The sequence below is a fragment of the Pseudomonas putida genome, from assembly GCF_022627325.1.
Lineage (GTDB): Bacteria > Pseudomonadota > Gammaproteobacteria > Pseudomonadales > Pseudomonadaceae > Aquipseudomonas > Aquipseudomonas putida_X.
The window spans coordinates 317196-330621 of the sequence record NZ_JAETZZ010000005.1 but is presented as its reverse complement, the minus strand read 5'-3'; the positions used below and the strand labels follow the sequence as shown (position 1 = coordinate 330621).

Below are 13426 nucleotides of genomic sequence, written 5' to 3'. Positions count from 1 at the left end.
TTTCGGACATCCACTGATCAATGTCATCCTTTTTGACGACTTTCAGACATTTCCGGGCGGGGCAGCCTTGCCTGATGGCCCGGGGCATGGTTAGCTGACTAATAATTAGTTCTAGTCAATGAGTTGTTTATGCCCCTGACCGACAACCAACACCGTTTCGGCATGCAGCTGGCCCAGATGTCCCGTGGCTGGCGCGCCGAACTGGATCGCCGCCTGGCCGGGCTCAACTTGTCCCAGGCGCGCTGGCTGGTGTTGCTGCACCTGGCTCGTTTCGAAGAAGCGCCTACCCAGCGCGAGCTGGCCAAAAGCGTCGGCGTTGAAGGCCCGACCCTGGCGCGTCTGCTGGACAGCCTGGAAAGCCAGGGCCTGGTTCGACGCCAGGCGGTGCTTGAGGACCGGCGGGCGAAGAAGATCCAGCTGTGTCCTCCGGCAAAGCCGCTGATCGAGCAGATCGAAACCATCGCCAATGCCTTGCGCCTGGAATTGTTCACCGGGGTTGATGAGGCTGACCTGGACGTGTGCATGCGCGTGCATGCAAAGATTCTGGCCAACCTGGAAAAGTCCTGAGGCCCGATTCGGGCTTCAAGCTTAGAACGTGTTCCCCAGGTTCAAGTAGATTGCCTGCTCATCCGCCGTGTTGGCGCCGTAGCTGAGGCTCAGTGGCCCCAGGGGCGTGTCCAGCCCCAGGAAGATACTGGCGGCATTGATGTAGCCACTGTCGAACTCATTGTCATTGTTCCACGCCCGTCCGCGCTCCAGGGACCCGCCGATGTAGAGTGGAAAGTCCAGCGGCAGATAGGAACGCGGCGTGAGGCGGCGGTAATAGACCATGCGCAGCAGGCTCACGTTCTGCCCGGATACCGAGTCCTGGCGGAACCCGGACAGTTGCCGTGCCCCGCCAAGCACAAAGCTCGACGTCACCACCTCGGTGTCGTCGAGCGTGCGACCATACCCCCCACCGAGCACCAGCGTGTTCGGCCCGCTGCTCAATGCCTTGTCCAGATTGAACATCCATTGGCGGTAGTCCGCGTCCGAGTCCAGCGATTTGTCGTATTTGCGCAGGGTCAGGCCTATGTTCTCGCCACTGTGGGGGAAGTACACATTGTCGAGCGTGTCGAACGAGTATTTCAGCTCGTAGAAGCCTTCGTTGAAACTGACCTTGGGCAGGTCCTGTTCGCCGATGCGCACCTCGGCCTCGCCCCAGGCCTTGCCCGCACCCAGGCGCACTTCGCCATAGGTGCCGATCTGGCGGCCGATGTTGAGGCCAAAGCCATAGCGTTCGAGGCGGTATTCGGCTATCGGATCGCTGTCCAGGGTGGCTTCGATATTCTGCGAGCCGAAGTCCAGATAAGGGGCGATGAAGTAGCGTGAACCCACGTCAAGTGGCTGGTAGAACTCGCTGTAAAGCTCTTGCTTGTCCCCGATCTGCGCGCGCGTCAGCCACTCGGCGCCCAGTTGGTTGATACCGTTGACCCGATAGCTGGCGCCCAGGTTGAAGGCACTGTCCCCGCGCAGGTCATCCGACAGGTTCAGGCCCAGGCGCAGGTAATCGGTGCCGCCGCGCTTGCCGCGGGCGTTGATCACCAAGGTGTTGTCGTTGCCTTTGTGGACCACGCGGTATTGCACGCGGTCGAAGTAGTCCAGGCCATACAAGGTGCCCATGTCGGTTTGCAGGCGGTCGAGCTCCAGCGGCTCGCCGATCGGCTGGCGGATGTAATAGCGAATCACGTCATCGCTGACCTTGGAGTCGTTCTCCACCTTGATGGCGGTGATCACCGGGGTGCGTTGGCGCGGTGAGCGTGCCATGGCCAGTTCGGCATCCCCTTCAGGCTGGCGCAGGGCAGCCAGGCGAGGGTCGAGCAGGCGGGTTGCGCGGTAGCCGGCTTCGATCATGTCGCGCGCGCGGCCGAAGTCGGTGACGCCGAACGCCGCCAGCTGTGGCTGGATGAGGATGTCATCTCTGTGCAAACTGGCCAGCTGCTCTTCGGAATTGCGCCGGGTCATCAGCGTGATGGACTGGTTGAGTACGTCCACCACCGTGGCCAGTTGTTTGCGGTCACGCAGCGGGGTGCCGATATCGACCACGATGGCCAGGTCAACGCCCATGTCCCGGGCTACATCCACGGGTATGTTGTCGACCATGCCGCCATCGACCAGCAGGCGCCCATCAAGCTCGACCGGGGCGAATACCGCCGGGATCGACATGCTGGCGCGGATCACTTGGGGCAGGTGGCCGCGGCGGAATACCACCTTCTCGCCGCTGGCGATGTCGGTTGCCACGGCGCGGAACGGTATCGGCAATTTGTCGAAATCGCGGGTATCGGCGGTGTGGGCCAGCTTGCTTTCCAGCAGCAGTGCGAGGTTCTGGCCTTGAATCACGCCCAGTGGCAGGCCGAGGCTACCGTCGTCTCTAAAACTCAGCTTCTGCTTGACCAGAAAGTCGCGGTCGTCCTGCTTGCGCCGGAAGGGCACGTCCTTGCGCGGCGGGGCATCGGACAAGGCTTCCTGCCAGTCCAGCGTGGTGGCGAGCTTTTCCAGCTCCTCGACGCTGTAGCCGGACGCATACAGGCCGCCAACCACGGCGCCCATGCTGGTGCCGGCGATGGCGTCGATGCGCACGCCCTGTTCCTCCAGGGCCTTGAGCACGCCGATGTGGGCCAGGCCACGGGCGGCGCCCCCGGAGAGTACCAAACCGACCTTGGGGCGTGCCGCCTCGGCGAGCACGGTGAAGGAGCTGAGCGTCAGCAGGAGGCAGAACAGCAGGCGGCGCATCGTGAGTCTCAAACAGGGGGCTAAAGACCGCTAGTATAAGCGGCCATCACCTGGAGAAAGCGCACCATGGCCGACAACAAGCCGGAAATCATCATCACCTATTGCACGCAGTGCCAATGGCTGTTGCGCGCCGCCTGGCTCGCCCAGGAACTGCTCAGCACCTTCGCCGATGACCTGGCCAGGGTGGCGCTGGAGCCCGCTACCGGCGGTACTTTCCGCATCACTTGCAATGGCGTGCAGATCTGGGAGCGCAAGGCTGACGGTGGCTTCCCTGAGGCCAAGGTGCTCAAGCAGCGTGTGCGTGACCAGATCGACCCGCAGCGCGACCTTGGGCACAACGACCGCTGATCAGGCGCCCTCGGCCACGGTGCGTGGCCTGGGCGGCTGCTCGGCGGCAAGGCGGCTGGAGAGCACGATGGCGAAGATGATCAGTGCACCGCCCAGCAGCATGCGCAGGGTTGGGGTTTCGGCGAACACCATCCAGGCAACAGCGATGCCGTAGATCGGTTCCATGCCGAAAACCAACGCGGCAGTACGTGCCTTGATCACCGCCAGGCTGGCGACGAACAGGCTATGGGCGACGCCCGTGCAGAAAACCCCCAGCAGGGCGATCCACAGCCAATCCATGGGCTTTACCGTACCCAGGCCATGCGCAGCGAACGGCAGCAGGCACAGGCCGACCACGAGGTTTTGCCACAGCGCTGCCTGAACGGCAGGCAAGCGCCCGGAGCCTGCCCGGTTGGTCAGCGACAGTAGCGAAAACAGCAGGCCGGAAAGCAGGGCCCATAGCAGCCCGCCCGTGGCGTCGCTGGCCAGGTCGAAAGAGGGCGTCACCAGCACCAGGCCGATACTCACCAGCAACACCAGCAGCGCTTCGTTGCGGCGGATGCGTTCACGGAACAGCAGCCCTTCGAGCATCACGGTGAATGCCGGGAAACTGGCGAAGCCGAGGGTGGCGATAGCCACGCCACCGACTTTGACGGCGATGAAGAAGCTGACCCAGTGGCCGGCCAGTAGCACACCGCCCAGCAAGAGGCGCTGGACGTCCTGGCGGCGCAGGCGCTGCCAGCCTGGGCCGGCGATGCTGGCGAACAGCGCAAGGGCAAGCACGGCAAAGGCGGCACGGCCGAAGACGATGATGGCTGGGCTCGCGCTGGCGGCCAGTTTGCCAAAGACGCCGGTCAGGCCGAAGAACAGTGCGCCGATGTGCAGGGCGCCCAGGGCGGTACGGTGGTTCATGGTGGTCCTTTGAAATCCGTCTGGTCAGGCCCGGCCTTGTCGTGCGGTTACCCCAACTGGCCGGGGCAGGCACAGTGTAAAGCCGCTGCCAAGCCCGGTCTGTCGCCACCCTAGCGTGGTTTGTCGCCAGATTCTCGTCGCAATGCACTCGGCACGCATCCGAACATGCGCAGCATCGCCGCCGAAAACGCACTTTGTGAGCTGTACCCCACCTGCGCGGCGATCTCTCCCATCGGCAGCAATGTCTGGGTAACCAGTTCGCGCGCCTTGAGCAAGCGCCGCTGGCGGATGTAATCCATGGGCGTCATGCCGCACTCGGCCGTAAATCGCGCATGCAGCCGCGCACTGGACAATCCGGCGATGCGCGCCAGGTCGGCGACCTGCAGCGGGTAGGCTGCATGCTGCTCGATGTGGCTGTCGAAAGCGGCGTAAGGCAGGCGATGGCTGGGTGTGACATTGGCCGACGCCGCAGGGTTGAGGCAGGCCAGCAACAGCGCTGCGCCTTGGCGGGCGATCAGCGGGTCGTCCACCGGGCTTGCCGCCAGCCAGTCCACCAGTTGCTGTTGGCGAGGGTCCAGGCCCAGCGCGCCAGAACGGTCCAGCAGCCGGCGGCTGGCGTCGGCATGCTCGCCGAGTTGCTCGTCCAGCCAATGGTCGCTCGGTACATCGAGCACCAGGCAGTGGCTGCCAGTATCGCTGCCACAGGTATGGTGAGCACCGGCGGGCACCACGATCAGGCCTTGACGGTCGATCCGTGCCCCGTGCCCTTGTACCTCGAAATCCAGCCGGCCGCGCAGGCCGAATACCAACTGTGGGTGGTCGTGGCTGTGAGCGATCACGTCATCGCGGTAGTGGCGAAGGGAAAGAATCGGGCCGGCGGCCATGGTGGGTCCTCGCAGGGCAGAGCGCCATTGTGCATCAATCCTGGCTGGTCAGCACCGGTCACATCGCTGCCACCAGCCTGTCATGTACCGATGCCAGTCTCCAGCAAACAGCGCCGGAGCCCGCCCCATGACCCATGCCGAACTCTCTCGCCCGTCGCGCAAGCAGCGCGTACGCACCCTGTGGATCTCTGACGTGCACCTGGGCACCCGCGACTGTCAGGCCGAACACCTGTCGCGCTTCCTCAAGGGCTACCAGGCCGACCGTATCTACCTGGTCGGCGACATCATCGATGGCTGGAAGCTGCGTGGCGGCATCTACTGGCCCCAGGCCCACACCAATGTGATCCGCCGCTTGTTGACCCTGAGCAAGCGCGGCACCGAGGTGATCTACGTGACGGGCAATCATGATGAGTTCCTGCGGCGCTACTCCAGGCTGGTTCTGGGCAACATCCACCTGGTGGACGAGGCTGAGCACCTCACGGCCGATGGCCGTCGGTTGCTGGTGATCCATGGTGACCAGTTCGATGTGATTACCCGCTACCACCGCTGGCTAGCGTTCCTTGGCGATCGTGCCTATGAATGCACCTTGGTGCTCAACCGCTGGCTCAACCATTGGCGGGCCCGCTACGGGTATGGTTATTGGTCACTTTCGGCCTACCTCAAGCACAAGGTCAAAGGTGCGGTGAACTTCATCAGCGATTTCGAGGATGCCATAGCCCATGAGTGCACCCGTCGTGGCTTTCACGGGGTGGTGTGCGGGCATATCCACCATGCCGAAATCCGCAAGGTCGGGAACGTGGATTACCTTAACTGTGGCGATTGGGTGGAGTCCTGCACTGCGCTGATCGAGCATTGGGATGGCAGCATCGAGCTGTACCGGTTGGCCGACGCCCAGCTACGGCAGGCAGAGGGCGTGGCGGCGTCGCGCGAACCTGCGTGACCGCCGCCCGGGCAACTAGAGGCTGATCCTGCCCAGCAGAATGTCGCGGAACATGGCGAAATCGCCAATCAGGCTGTACAGCGGATGCTTGAAGGTCGCTGGCCGGTTTTTCTCGAAAAAGAAGTGCCCGACCCAGGCAAACCCATAGCCGAACACCGGCACCGCCAATAGCAGCAGCCATTTGCCGCTGGCGATGGTGTACGCCAGCAGGGCGATCACCAGGCTGGTGCCGACGAAGTGCAGGCGCCGACAGGTGGGGTTGCTGTGCTCCCCCAGGTAATAGGGGTAGAACTCGGCAAAACTGCGAAACTGCGCTGAGCTGTTCATGGGCAGTGCTCCAGGATTGACACTTTTTGACAGGATACACGGCGTGGAGCCTGAATCGAGTCTAGAGTCATTGGCGGAGCCTACCAGTGACAATAGGCGCCAAATGAGTATCCTTGGGGTTAACCGCATGAAGCGGTCAGCATAAGAAGCCTGTCATGAGCGAGAGAACCACGTCAGCCAGCTGGGCATCAGGGATTGTGAAGGCGCTCGAGCTGGAAGGGCTCGATTGCCCGGCCATGTTCGAGCAGCTCGGCCTGGATTTCGCTGCCCTCGACGACCCCGATGCGCGCTTCCCGCAGGATGCCATGACCCGCCTTTGGCAACTGGCTGTAGAGCTGTCGGGCAATGAAGCGATTGGCCTGAACATGGCACGGGTGGTCAGGCCGGCTTCTTTCCATGTGGTGGGCTACGCGTTGATGTCCAGCCGCACCTTGGCCGAAGGTTTCGAGCGCCTGGTGCGCTACCAGCGCATCATCGCCGAAAGCTCCGATCTGAGCTTCCGCCTGGGGCCTGAGGGGTATTCGCTGATCCTCACCGTGCACGGTGATCACCTGCCGCCGACGCGGCACAGTGCGGAGGCTTCGCTGGCCTGTGCGCTGGCGCTGTGCAAGTGGCTCAGCGGGCGACCCATCCAGCCGCGGCGGGTACTGATCCAGGGGCCTCAACCCAAGGACGTCGAGCCCTACAAGGTGGCTTTCCATTCCCCGCTGGTGTTCGGTGCGCCCCACGATGCGCTGGTGTTCGAACGCGCCGACATGGAAGCTGCGCTCCCTACCGCCAATGAGGCCATGGCCATTCTGCACGACCGGTTTGCCGGGGAATACCTGGCACGCTTCTCTGAAAGCCGGGTGACCCACCGGGTGCGCCAGGTGCTTTGCCGCATCCTGCCTCAGGGCGAACCGAAGCGGGAAACCCTGGCCCAGGCGTTGCACCTGTCCCAGCGCACGCTGCAGCGCCGCCTGCAGGAGGAGGGCACCAGCTTTCAGGCATTGCTGGACGACACCCGTCGTGAGCTGGCCGAGCAGTACCTCGCCCAGCCCGGCATGACCTTGCTGGAAACCGCCTACCTGTTGGGGTTCGCTGACCCGAGCAACTTCTACCGGGCCTTCCGCCGCTGGTTCGACGTTACCCCCAGCGAGTACCGCGCCCGTCTGGGCGCGGACCCCGAGGCGGTCAGTGACGCCAAAACGCCGGCATGCACAGCACCAGCACCGTGATGATCTCCAGGCGGCCGAGCAGCATCCCGCCGGCAAGAATCCACTTGGCAGCGTCCGGCAGCATGGCGTAGTTGCCTGCCGGGCCGATCACTTCACCCAGGCCCGGGCCGACGCCTGAAACGGTTGCCGCGGCGCCGGTCAGTGCGGTCATCCAGTCCACGCCCAGCAGCGACAATAGCAACGCCATCACGCAGATGGTGATCGCGAAGAAGAACGAGAAGGTCAGGATCGAGCGCACGATCTCTTCGTCCAGGCGATGGCCGTTGTATTTCTGCTTGATCACCGCACGTGGATGGATCAACTGGTTGAGGCTGGCCTTGAGCAGGATGTAGGCCACTTGGAAGCGGAAGATCTTGATACCGCCGGCGGTCGAACCAGAGCAGCCACCGACGAAGCCCAGGTAGAAGAACAGCATCAGCGAAAAATTGCCCCACAGGCTGTAATCGCCCAGGGCGAAACCGGTAGTGGTGACCACGGAGGTCACGTTGAACGCAACGTGGCGCAGGGCATCGAGCCAAGGCAGGTTGGTGGTGACCCAGTACCAGGTGCCCAGCACCAGCCAGGTGACCACCAGCAAGCCAAGCAGCCCCTGGACCTGCTGGTCGCGAATCAGTGCCCTGCGGTTGCCGCGAAGGGTGGCCACGTACAAGGCGAAGGGCAGGCTGCCCAGAATCATCACGACCACCGCGACCCAGTGCACGGCAGGGATGTCCCACTTGGCCAGGGACTGGTCAGAGGTGGAGAACCCCCCGGTGGAAATGGCTGACATGGCGTGGTTGATGGCGTCGAACGGCTTCATGCCGGCCCACCAGAAGGCCAGGGCGCCAAGCACCGAGAAGCAGACGTACACCCCGACGATCGACTTGGCGACCATGTGTGAGCGCGGCATGACCTTTTCCGAGCGGTCGGACGATTCGGTCTGGAACAGGCGCATGCCACCGATGCGCAGCAGCGGCAGGATCGCCACCGCCATGGCGATGAAGCCGATACCGCCGAGCCAGTGCAGCATCGAGCGCCACATCAGGATGCCCGGCGACATGGTATCCAGCCCGCTGAGCACGGTGGCACCCGTGGCAGTGATGCCGGACATGCTTTCGAAGAAGGCGTCGGTGTAGCTGATGTGCTGGGTCAGCAGGAAGGGCAGGGCGGCGAATACGCCTACCACCAGCCAGCTGCTGACGGTCAGCAGGTACATGTCGCGCGGACGCAGGTGCACATGCTCCGGACGGCCCTGGACGATCAGGAGCAAGCCTGCAACGAAGGTGATCAGGCTTGACCAGAGGAACGACGGCATGTCGCCGGTACGTTCGAAGATCACCAGCGTCGCCATGGGTACGACCATGCTGACCGCCAGGGTGATCAGGAAGATGCCGATGATGAAACCAATGATCCTTAAGGTCGGCAACGCCATGTGATCTGCTCTGACTTTGAACGAAGGGGCGCCATTCTACCTATGGGCCTGCCAGCTGCAAGCCGAGAGCTACCCGCAGGCAGAAATGGCAGTGTGCACCGGGTGGCTTCTGCGTGGCGCTTGCAGCTTGTGGCTTGCAGCTTGAGAATGGCCGCACATTCAACTGCCAGGAGGGTAGCCGATGGAGGCTCTCGACGCATTGCTCAACCGTGTATCCGTGCCACGCCTGACTGAACCTGCGCCTAATGCCGCCCAGCGCGAGGCGCTGTTCCAGGCTGCGCTGCGCGCGCCCGATCACGGCCAGCTGCGGCCATGGCGCTTTCTGACCATCGAAGGCCAGGGCCGCGACAAGCTCGGCGAGCTGTTTGCCGAAGCGGTGCAGAACAAGGGCGATGCCACCCAGGCTGCGCTGGACAAGGCCCGCGCCATGCCGTTGCGTGCGCCGCTGCTGATCGTGGTGATCGCCAAGCTGCAGGAGCACTACAAGGTGCCGATGTCAGAACAGCGCCTGGCCGCTGGCTGTGCCGCGCATGGCATTCTGATTGCCGCGCATGCCCAAGGCATCGGTGCCGTGTGGCGTACCGGCGACATGGCCTTCGATGTCCATGTGCACAAGGGCTTGGGGCTGGGCGAGAACGAAGAGTTGATCGGCTACCTGTATGTCGGCACGCCGCTGGCCGAGCCGCGTACGGCGCCAGTGCTGCAAACCGCCGAGTTCGTCAGCGCCTGGGGCCAGTAACGCCAGGGCCGCTGTGGCTTGATCGCCGGCAAGCAGGCCCCCGCAAGGTGGTTTGCGTCAACGTTTTTGACATTGGGTAAGGCAGCTGCTCCCACTGGTGCGGGAGCGCTGAATTCAGCTGCCAACCTCCACTTCCAGCGGCAACTCCAGGCGCGCGACAAAACCACCCTGTGGGTGGTTCGCAAGTACCAGGCTCCCGCCATGGCGCTCCGCCGCCTTGCGCGCGATCGCCAGCCCCAGGCCATGCCCCGCTGCTTCCTGCCCGGGGGCACGGAAGAAGGGCTCACCCAGCTGCGCCAGGTGCTCGGCAGACACCCCAGGCCCATGGTCACGCACACTCACGACGATGCGCCCCTGCTCGCGACCGGCGCGCACTTCGATCGGCTGCCCCTGTGGGTTGAAACGCAAGGCATTGCGCAGCAGGTTGTCAACGGCACGTTCAATCAGCGTTGGCCAGCCTTGCAAGGTCAAGCCCGGTTGCGCCTCCAGCCGAACGTCCTGCTCTGGCGCGCTGAGCTGTGCGTCCTTGCGCACGCTGCCCAGCAGGGCGTTGAGGTCGACCGTTTCGGCGTGAGACTGTTCGGCATCGACCCGGGCCAGCGTGAGGATCTCGCTGATCAGGTCCTCCAGGCGGTCACATTCGCGGGTCAGGCGCGGCCACAAGGCTTGGCGTTGCTCGGCTTCAGCCCGTTCGGCGAGCGCCAGGGCGATGCGCAGGCGTGCCAGCGGTGAGCGCAGTTCGTGGGAAACGTCGCGCAGCAACTGGCGCTGGCTGCCGATCAGGCTCTGCAGGCGGGCGCCCATCTTGTTGAAGTCCTTGGCCAGCACGCCGAACTCATCGCGCCGTGCAGCCAGGCGCGCCAGGCTGTTCTGCTGGTAGCTGGCCTGTCCAAGGTCGTGCACGGCACTGCGCAAGCGGCTCAGAGGGCGGGTGATGGACAGGGTCACCAGCAGGCTGAACAGGGTCAGCACCACCAGGGCTATACCCAAGGCACTCAACGGCCAGAGCAGGCTCTCGCGGTGCCAGGCATCCAGTTCCGGGTGTGGGATTCGGTAGATCAGCAGGTACGTCTCGCCGCTCTCGGGGCTGGTGTACTCCTCGGTCAGGCGACGCCACGGCAGGTGCCGCTCGTCATTGTGCTGGCGCGCCTCGAAGGCTGCGGCACGGCGCGGGAAGGTACCGGGCACCACCGCCTGGCCACTGTCGTCGAGTACCTGTACATCGATCTTGAAGCGCTGCTTGCGACGTTCGAGGAAATGCTGGGCCGACGCCAGGCCTTGGTGTTCATAGTGCTTGACCCAACGGCTGGCGAGGTTGCTGAGGCCGGGGTGGCGGCTGAGTATCCAGGCATCCTGGTTGAGCATGTGGCCCAGCAGGATCGACAGGCCTGCGACCAGGGTGATAGCCAGCCAGAAACTGGCCAGGATGCGCCAGAACAGAGAACGCAAGAGCACCTCCTAAACGGGAAAAGCCCGGCCCGCTTGGGGGCGGGCCGGGCATGGGTGGGACAGCTTACTGGGCCTTGGCGGCTTTTTCAGCTTTCCAGGCCTGGAATTCCTTCCATTCAGCCTTGCGTGCTTCGCGGGCTTTCTGCAGTTCGTCGAACTTCTTTTGCTGCTCTGGCTTGAGCAGGGCGCGGACCTGGCTGTCGGTCTTGTCGCGGCTGGCCTTGAGTTCGTCTTTCATGGCTTTCTGGTCTGCTGCTGGCAGTTTGGCCAGGTAGCGTTCGGTGATGTCGTGGCGGTTTTTCATCTGCTCGCCCATCAGCTTGCCAATCTGCTGGCGCTGGTCGCGGCTCAGGTCCAGTTGGGCGAAAGGCGCGTCACCGCGATGATGCGGGCCGTCGTGACGCGGGCCGCCGTCGGGCATGGCCATGGCCACGGTCGGCAGGGCAGCGGCGAACATCAGGGCGATCAAGGTCTTGCGCATGGTGTCTCTCCTGTCATGGGCCGGTGGTTACCGGATGAGCTCAGTTTAGGGAGATCAAGGTCAGGCGCGGTCAGCGAACGGTAAAGGCTGGGTAAAGAAGGGGCTTTGAGCTGCAAGCTGCAAGCTGCAAGCTTCAAGCTTCAAGCTTCAAGCTTCAAGCTTCAAGCTTCAAGCAAGAGCAAGAGCAAGAGCTTCAAGCAAGAGCAAGAGCAAGAGCAAGAGCAAGAGCGAGCGCGCACGCTGGGCTTTTTCTTGCAGCTTGCAGCTTGCAGCTCAGAGACTGTAGTAGTAGCCGCGGCTACGCAGTGCGACGATGCGCGGGCGGCCGTCGGCGTGGGGGCCGATCTTCTTGCGCAGGTTGCTGACATGCATGTCCAGGCTGCGATCGTAAAGGGTCAGCTTGCGGCCAAGGCCGATTTGCGCAAGCTCCTGCTTGTCCAGCGGCTCGCCAGGCTGGCGCAGCAAGGCTTCGAGGATGCGGCTTTCAGACAGGGTAAGGGTCATCTCGCGGCCATCGATGCTGACCACCCCGCGCACAGGGCTGAAGGCCAGATCGCCGATCTCCACCTGCGTCGTGGTGGCGGTCGGGTGGCTACGGCGCAGCACTGCGCGCAGGCGGGCGGTCAGCTCGCGCGGGTCGCAGGGCTTGGCCAGGTAATCATCAGCGCCCAGTTCCAGGCCAAGAATGCGGTCCAGAGGCTCGCCGCGGGCCGACAACATCAGTACCGGCAGTTCTGCGTGGTCGCTACGCAACTGCTTGAGCAGCTCAAGGCCGCTACCGTCAGGCAGCATCACGTCAAGCACCACAGCTGCCGGCGCATGTTCGGCCAATGCCTGGCGCGCGCTCTGGCCATCATGGCAGGCGCGGACGGCAAAACCTTCCTGGGTCAGCCAGCTGCCGAGCAGCTCGCAGAGTTCCTGGTCATCATCAATCAGTAACAGCTCGCTCATGACTCACTCAATTCAAATCGACGGCGTCTGACGCGCTCGCCAGTGGCAAAGATACCGCAGACGCCGACAATTTATCGATCAGGGCAAGACTTGCTTGAAGGGTTTGACGATGACCTGGTCGTAAACACCCGCAGCGATGTACGGGTCGGCATCGGCCCAGGCCTGGGCAGCGCTCAGGGAATCGAACTCGGCGACGATCAGGCTGCCGCTGAAGCCGGCTTCGCCCGGGTCGTTGCTGTCGATGGCCGGGTGCGGGCCGGCCAGCACCACGCGGCCTTCGCTTTGCAGCTGCTTCAGGCGCTCGATGTGCGCCGGGCGCGCGGCCAGGCGTTTTTCCAGGGAATTTGCGACGTCGCTGGCAATGATGGCGTAAAGCATGTCAATCCTTGGGTTTGGAGGTAGAAGGGTCGTCGTGCAGGTGGCGCGACAGGTACAAGCCTTGCGCTACCAGGAATATCACGGTCATGCCCAGGCTGCCGAACACTTTGAAGTCGACCCAGAAATCCTGGAAGGTGAAAGCGACAAACAGGTTGGCCGCGCCACAGAACAGGAAAAACGCGATCCACGCCACGTTCAGGCGGGTCCAGATGGCATCGGGCAAGCTCAGGGCGTGGCCCATGATGCGCTTGATCAGCACCCGGTCGCCGATGAAGTGGCTGCCGGCAAAGCCCAAGGCGAACAGCCAGTTGACCACCGGCGCCTTCCACTTGAGGAAGGTTTCGCTATGGAAGGTCAGGGTCAGGCCGCCGAATACCAGGCAGGCCACCAGCGTCAGCCACTGGCCTTTCTCCAGCTTGCGCTGGCGCAGGAACAGCGCGCCATACACCACCAGCGAGCTGATGATCAGCATTGCCGTGGCGCTGTAGATGCCGCCGAATTCGAAGCTGTGCCCGGCAACTTCCATGGGGCGTGGGTCAAGCTTGTAGACGATGAAGAACAGTAGCAGCGGGATGAAATCGATGAATTGTTTCACAATGGCAGCCAGAATCGGGATGTGGCGGCATAATAACAAACAT

General features: G+C 63.4%; 15 protein-coding genes. 5 read left to right on the top strand and 10 right to left on the bottom strand.

Annotation, left to right across the window (positions count from 1 at the left end):
• The first annotated feature begins 129 nt into the window (after nt 1-129).
• Nucleotides 130-567 (top strand): MarR family transcriptional regulator, encoded by a 438-nt coding sequence (locus JNA92_RS10860; RefSeq protein WP_241804662.1) that lies wholly within the window; start codon nt 130-132, stop codon nt 565-567.
• A gap of 21 nt (nt 568-588) precedes the next feature.
• Here JNA92_RS10860 and JNA92_RS10855 read toward each other — a convergent pair whose 3' ends face one another.
• Nucleotides 589-2772 (bottom strand): patatin-like phospholipase family protein, encoded by a 2184-nt coding sequence (locus JNA92_RS10855; RefSeq protein ID WP_241804661.1) that lies wholly within the window; start codon nt 2770-2772, stop codon nt 589-591.
• Between the two features lie 66 nt (nt 2773-2838).
• On the opposite strand from JNA92_RS10855, the gene JNA92_RS10850 reads away from it, so the two are divergent.
• Nucleotides 2839-3120 carry a SelT/SelW/SelH family protein gene (locus tag JNA92_RS10850; protein ID WP_241804660.1) on the top strand — a complete coding sequence of 94 codons (282 nt, stop codon included), beginning with the start codon at nt 2839-2841 and terminating at the stop codon, nt 3118-3120.
• Here JNA92_RS10850 and JNA92_RS10845 read toward each other — a convergent pair whose 3' ends face one another.
• A complete protein-coding gene (locus JNA92_RS10845; protein ID WP_241804659.1) occupies nt 3121-4011 on the bottom strand; it encodes a DMT family transporter in 891 nt (296 codons plus the stop codon).
• 110 nt (nt 4012-4121) lie between these two features.
• The gene (locus tag JNA92_RS10840; RefSeq protein WP_241804658.1) at nt 4122-4895 is read right to left on the bottom strand and encodes a helix-turn-helix domain-containing protein; all 774 of its coding nucleotides are present in this window, start codon (nt 4893-4895) and stop codon (nt 4122-4124) included.
• Nucleotides 4896-5022: 127 nt separating this feature from the next.
• Here JNA92_RS10840 and JNA92_RS10835 point away from each other — a divergent pair, with 127 nt between their 5' ends.
• The gene (locus JNA92_RS10835) at nt 5023-5835 is read left to right on the top strand and encodes a UDP-2,3-diacylglucosamine diphosphatase (RefSeq protein WP_241804657.1); all 813 of its coding nucleotides are present in this window, start codon (nt 5023-5025) and stop codon (nt 5833-5835) included.
• Between the two features lie 15 nt (nt 5836-5850).
• On the opposite strand, the gene JNA92_RS10830 is transcribed toward JNA92_RS10835, so the two are convergent.
• Nucleotides 5851-6162 carry a DUF962 domain-containing protein gene (locus JNA92_RS10830; protein ID WP_241804656.1) on the bottom strand — a complete coding sequence of 104 codons (312 nt, stop codon included), beginning with the start codon at nt 6160-6162 and terminating at the stop codon, nt 5851-5853.
• 155 nt (nt 6163-6317) lie between these two features.
• Between JNA92_RS10830 and JNA92_RS10825 the strand changes: the two genes are divergently transcribed.
• Nucleotides 6318-7379, top strand: a complete 1062-nt coding sequence (locus tag JNA92_RS10825; protein WP_241804655.1) for an AraC family transcriptional regulator — start codon at nt 6318-6320, stop codon at nt 7377-7379.
• On the opposite strand, the gene JNA92_RS10820 is transcribed toward JNA92_RS10825, so the two are convergent.
• A complete protein-coding gene (locus JNA92_RS10820) occupies nt 7336-8790 on the bottom strand; it encodes a TrkH family potassium uptake protein (RefSeq protein WP_241804654.1) in 1455 nt (484 codons plus the stop codon). The two genes, JNA92_RS10825 and JNA92_RS10820, sit on opposite strands and share 44 nt — an antisense overlap.
• 181 nt (nt 8791-8971) lie before the next feature.
• Between JNA92_RS10820 and JNA92_RS10815 the strand changes: the two genes are divergently transcribed.
• A complete protein-coding gene (locus tag JNA92_RS10815) occupies nt 8972-9529 on the top strand; it encodes an NAD(P)H nitroreductase (protein WP_241804653.1) in 558 nt (185 codons plus the stop codon).
• 114 nt (nt 9530-9643) lie between these two features.
• On the opposite strand, the gene JNA92_RS10810 is transcribed toward JNA92_RS10815, so the two are convergent.
• The 5 genes from JNA92_RS10810 to JNA92_RS10790 form a co-directional block, all read right to left on the bottom strand.
• Complete coding sequence (locus tag JNA92_RS10810) at nt 9644-10984, bottom strand: sensor histidine kinase (protein WP_241804652.1); 1341 nt, start codon at nt 10982-10984, stop codon at nt 9644-9646.
• Between the two features lie 58 nt (nt 10985-11042).
• On the bottom strand, nt 11043-11459 hold the full coding sequence (locus tag JNA92_RS10805; RefSeq protein WP_241804651.1) for a Spy/CpxP family protein refolding chaperone: 417 nt from the start codon (nt 11457-11459) through the stop codon (nt 11043-11045).
• 273 nt (nt 11460-11732) lie between these two features.
• A complete protein-coding gene (locus tag JNA92_RS10800) occupies nt 11733-12410 on the bottom strand; it encodes a response regulator transcription factor (protein ID WP_241804650.1) in 678 nt (225 codons plus the stop codon).
• 78 nt (nt 12411-12488) lie between these two features.
• Nucleotides 12489-12788 carry a YciI family protein gene (locus JNA92_RS10795; protein WP_039604111.1) on the bottom strand — a complete coding sequence of 100 codons (300 nt, stop codon included), beginning with the start codon at nt 12786-12788 and terminating at the stop codon, nt 12489-12491.
• Nucleotide 12789: 1 nt separating this feature from the next.
• Entirely contained in the window at nt 12790-13383 is a 594-nt protein-coding gene (locus JNA92_RS10790) for a septation protein A (RefSeq protein WP_241804649.1), read from the bottom strand.
• Between the last annotated feature and the right edge of the window lie 43 nt (nt 13384-13426).

Coding starts and splice junctions, on each gene's coding strand:
- JNA92_RS10860 (WP_241804662.1), top strand. CDS start 130: ATGCCCCTGACCGACAACCAACACCGTTTCGGCATGCAGCTGGCCCAG.
- JNA92_RS10855 (WP_241804661.1), bottom strand. CDS start 2,772: ATGCGCCGCCTGCTGTTCTGCCTCCTGCTGACGCTCAGCTCCTTCACC.
- JNA92_RS10850 (WP_241804660.1), top strand. CDS start 2,839: ATGGCCGACAACAAGCCGGAAATCATCATCACCTATTGCACGCAGTGC.
- JNA92_RS10845 (WP_241804659.1), bottom strand. CDS start 4,011: ATGAACCACCGTACCGCCCTGGGCGCCCTGCACATCGGCGCACTGTTC.
- JNA92_RS10840 (WP_241804658.1), bottom strand. CDS start 4,895: ATGGCCGCCGGCCCGATTCTTTCCCTTCGCCACTACCGCGATGACGTG.
- JNA92_RS10835 (WP_241804657.1), top strand. CDS start 5,023: ATGACCCATGCCGAACTCTCTCGCCCGTCGCGCAAGCAGCGCGTACGC.
- JNA92_RS10830 (WP_241804656.1), bottom strand. CDS start 6,162: ATGAACAGCTCAGCGCAGTTTCGCAGTTTTGCCGAGTTCTACCCCTAT.
- JNA92_RS10825 (WP_241804655.1), top strand. CDS start 6,318: ATGAGCGAGAGAACCACGTCAGCCAGCTGGGCATCAGGGATTGTGAAG.
- JNA92_RS10820 (WP_241804654.1), bottom strand. CDS start 8,790: ATGGCGTTGCCGACCTTAAGGATCATTGGTTTCATCATCGGCATCTTC.
- JNA92_RS10815 (WP_241804653.1), top strand. CDS start 8,972: ATGGAGGCTCTCGACGCATTGCTCAACCGTGTATCCGTGCCACGCCTG.
- JNA92_RS10805 (WP_241804651.1), bottom strand. CDS start 11,459: ATGCGCAAGACCTTGATCGCCCTGATGTTCGCCGCTGCCCTGCCGACC.
- JNA92_RS10800 (WP_241804650.1), bottom strand. CDS start 12,410: ATGAGCGAGCTGTTACTGATTGATGATGACCAGGAACTCTGCGAGCTG.
- JNA92_RS10795 (WP_039604111.1), bottom strand. CDS start 12,788: ATGCTTTACGCCATCATTGCCAGCGACGTCGCAAATTCCCTGGAAAAA.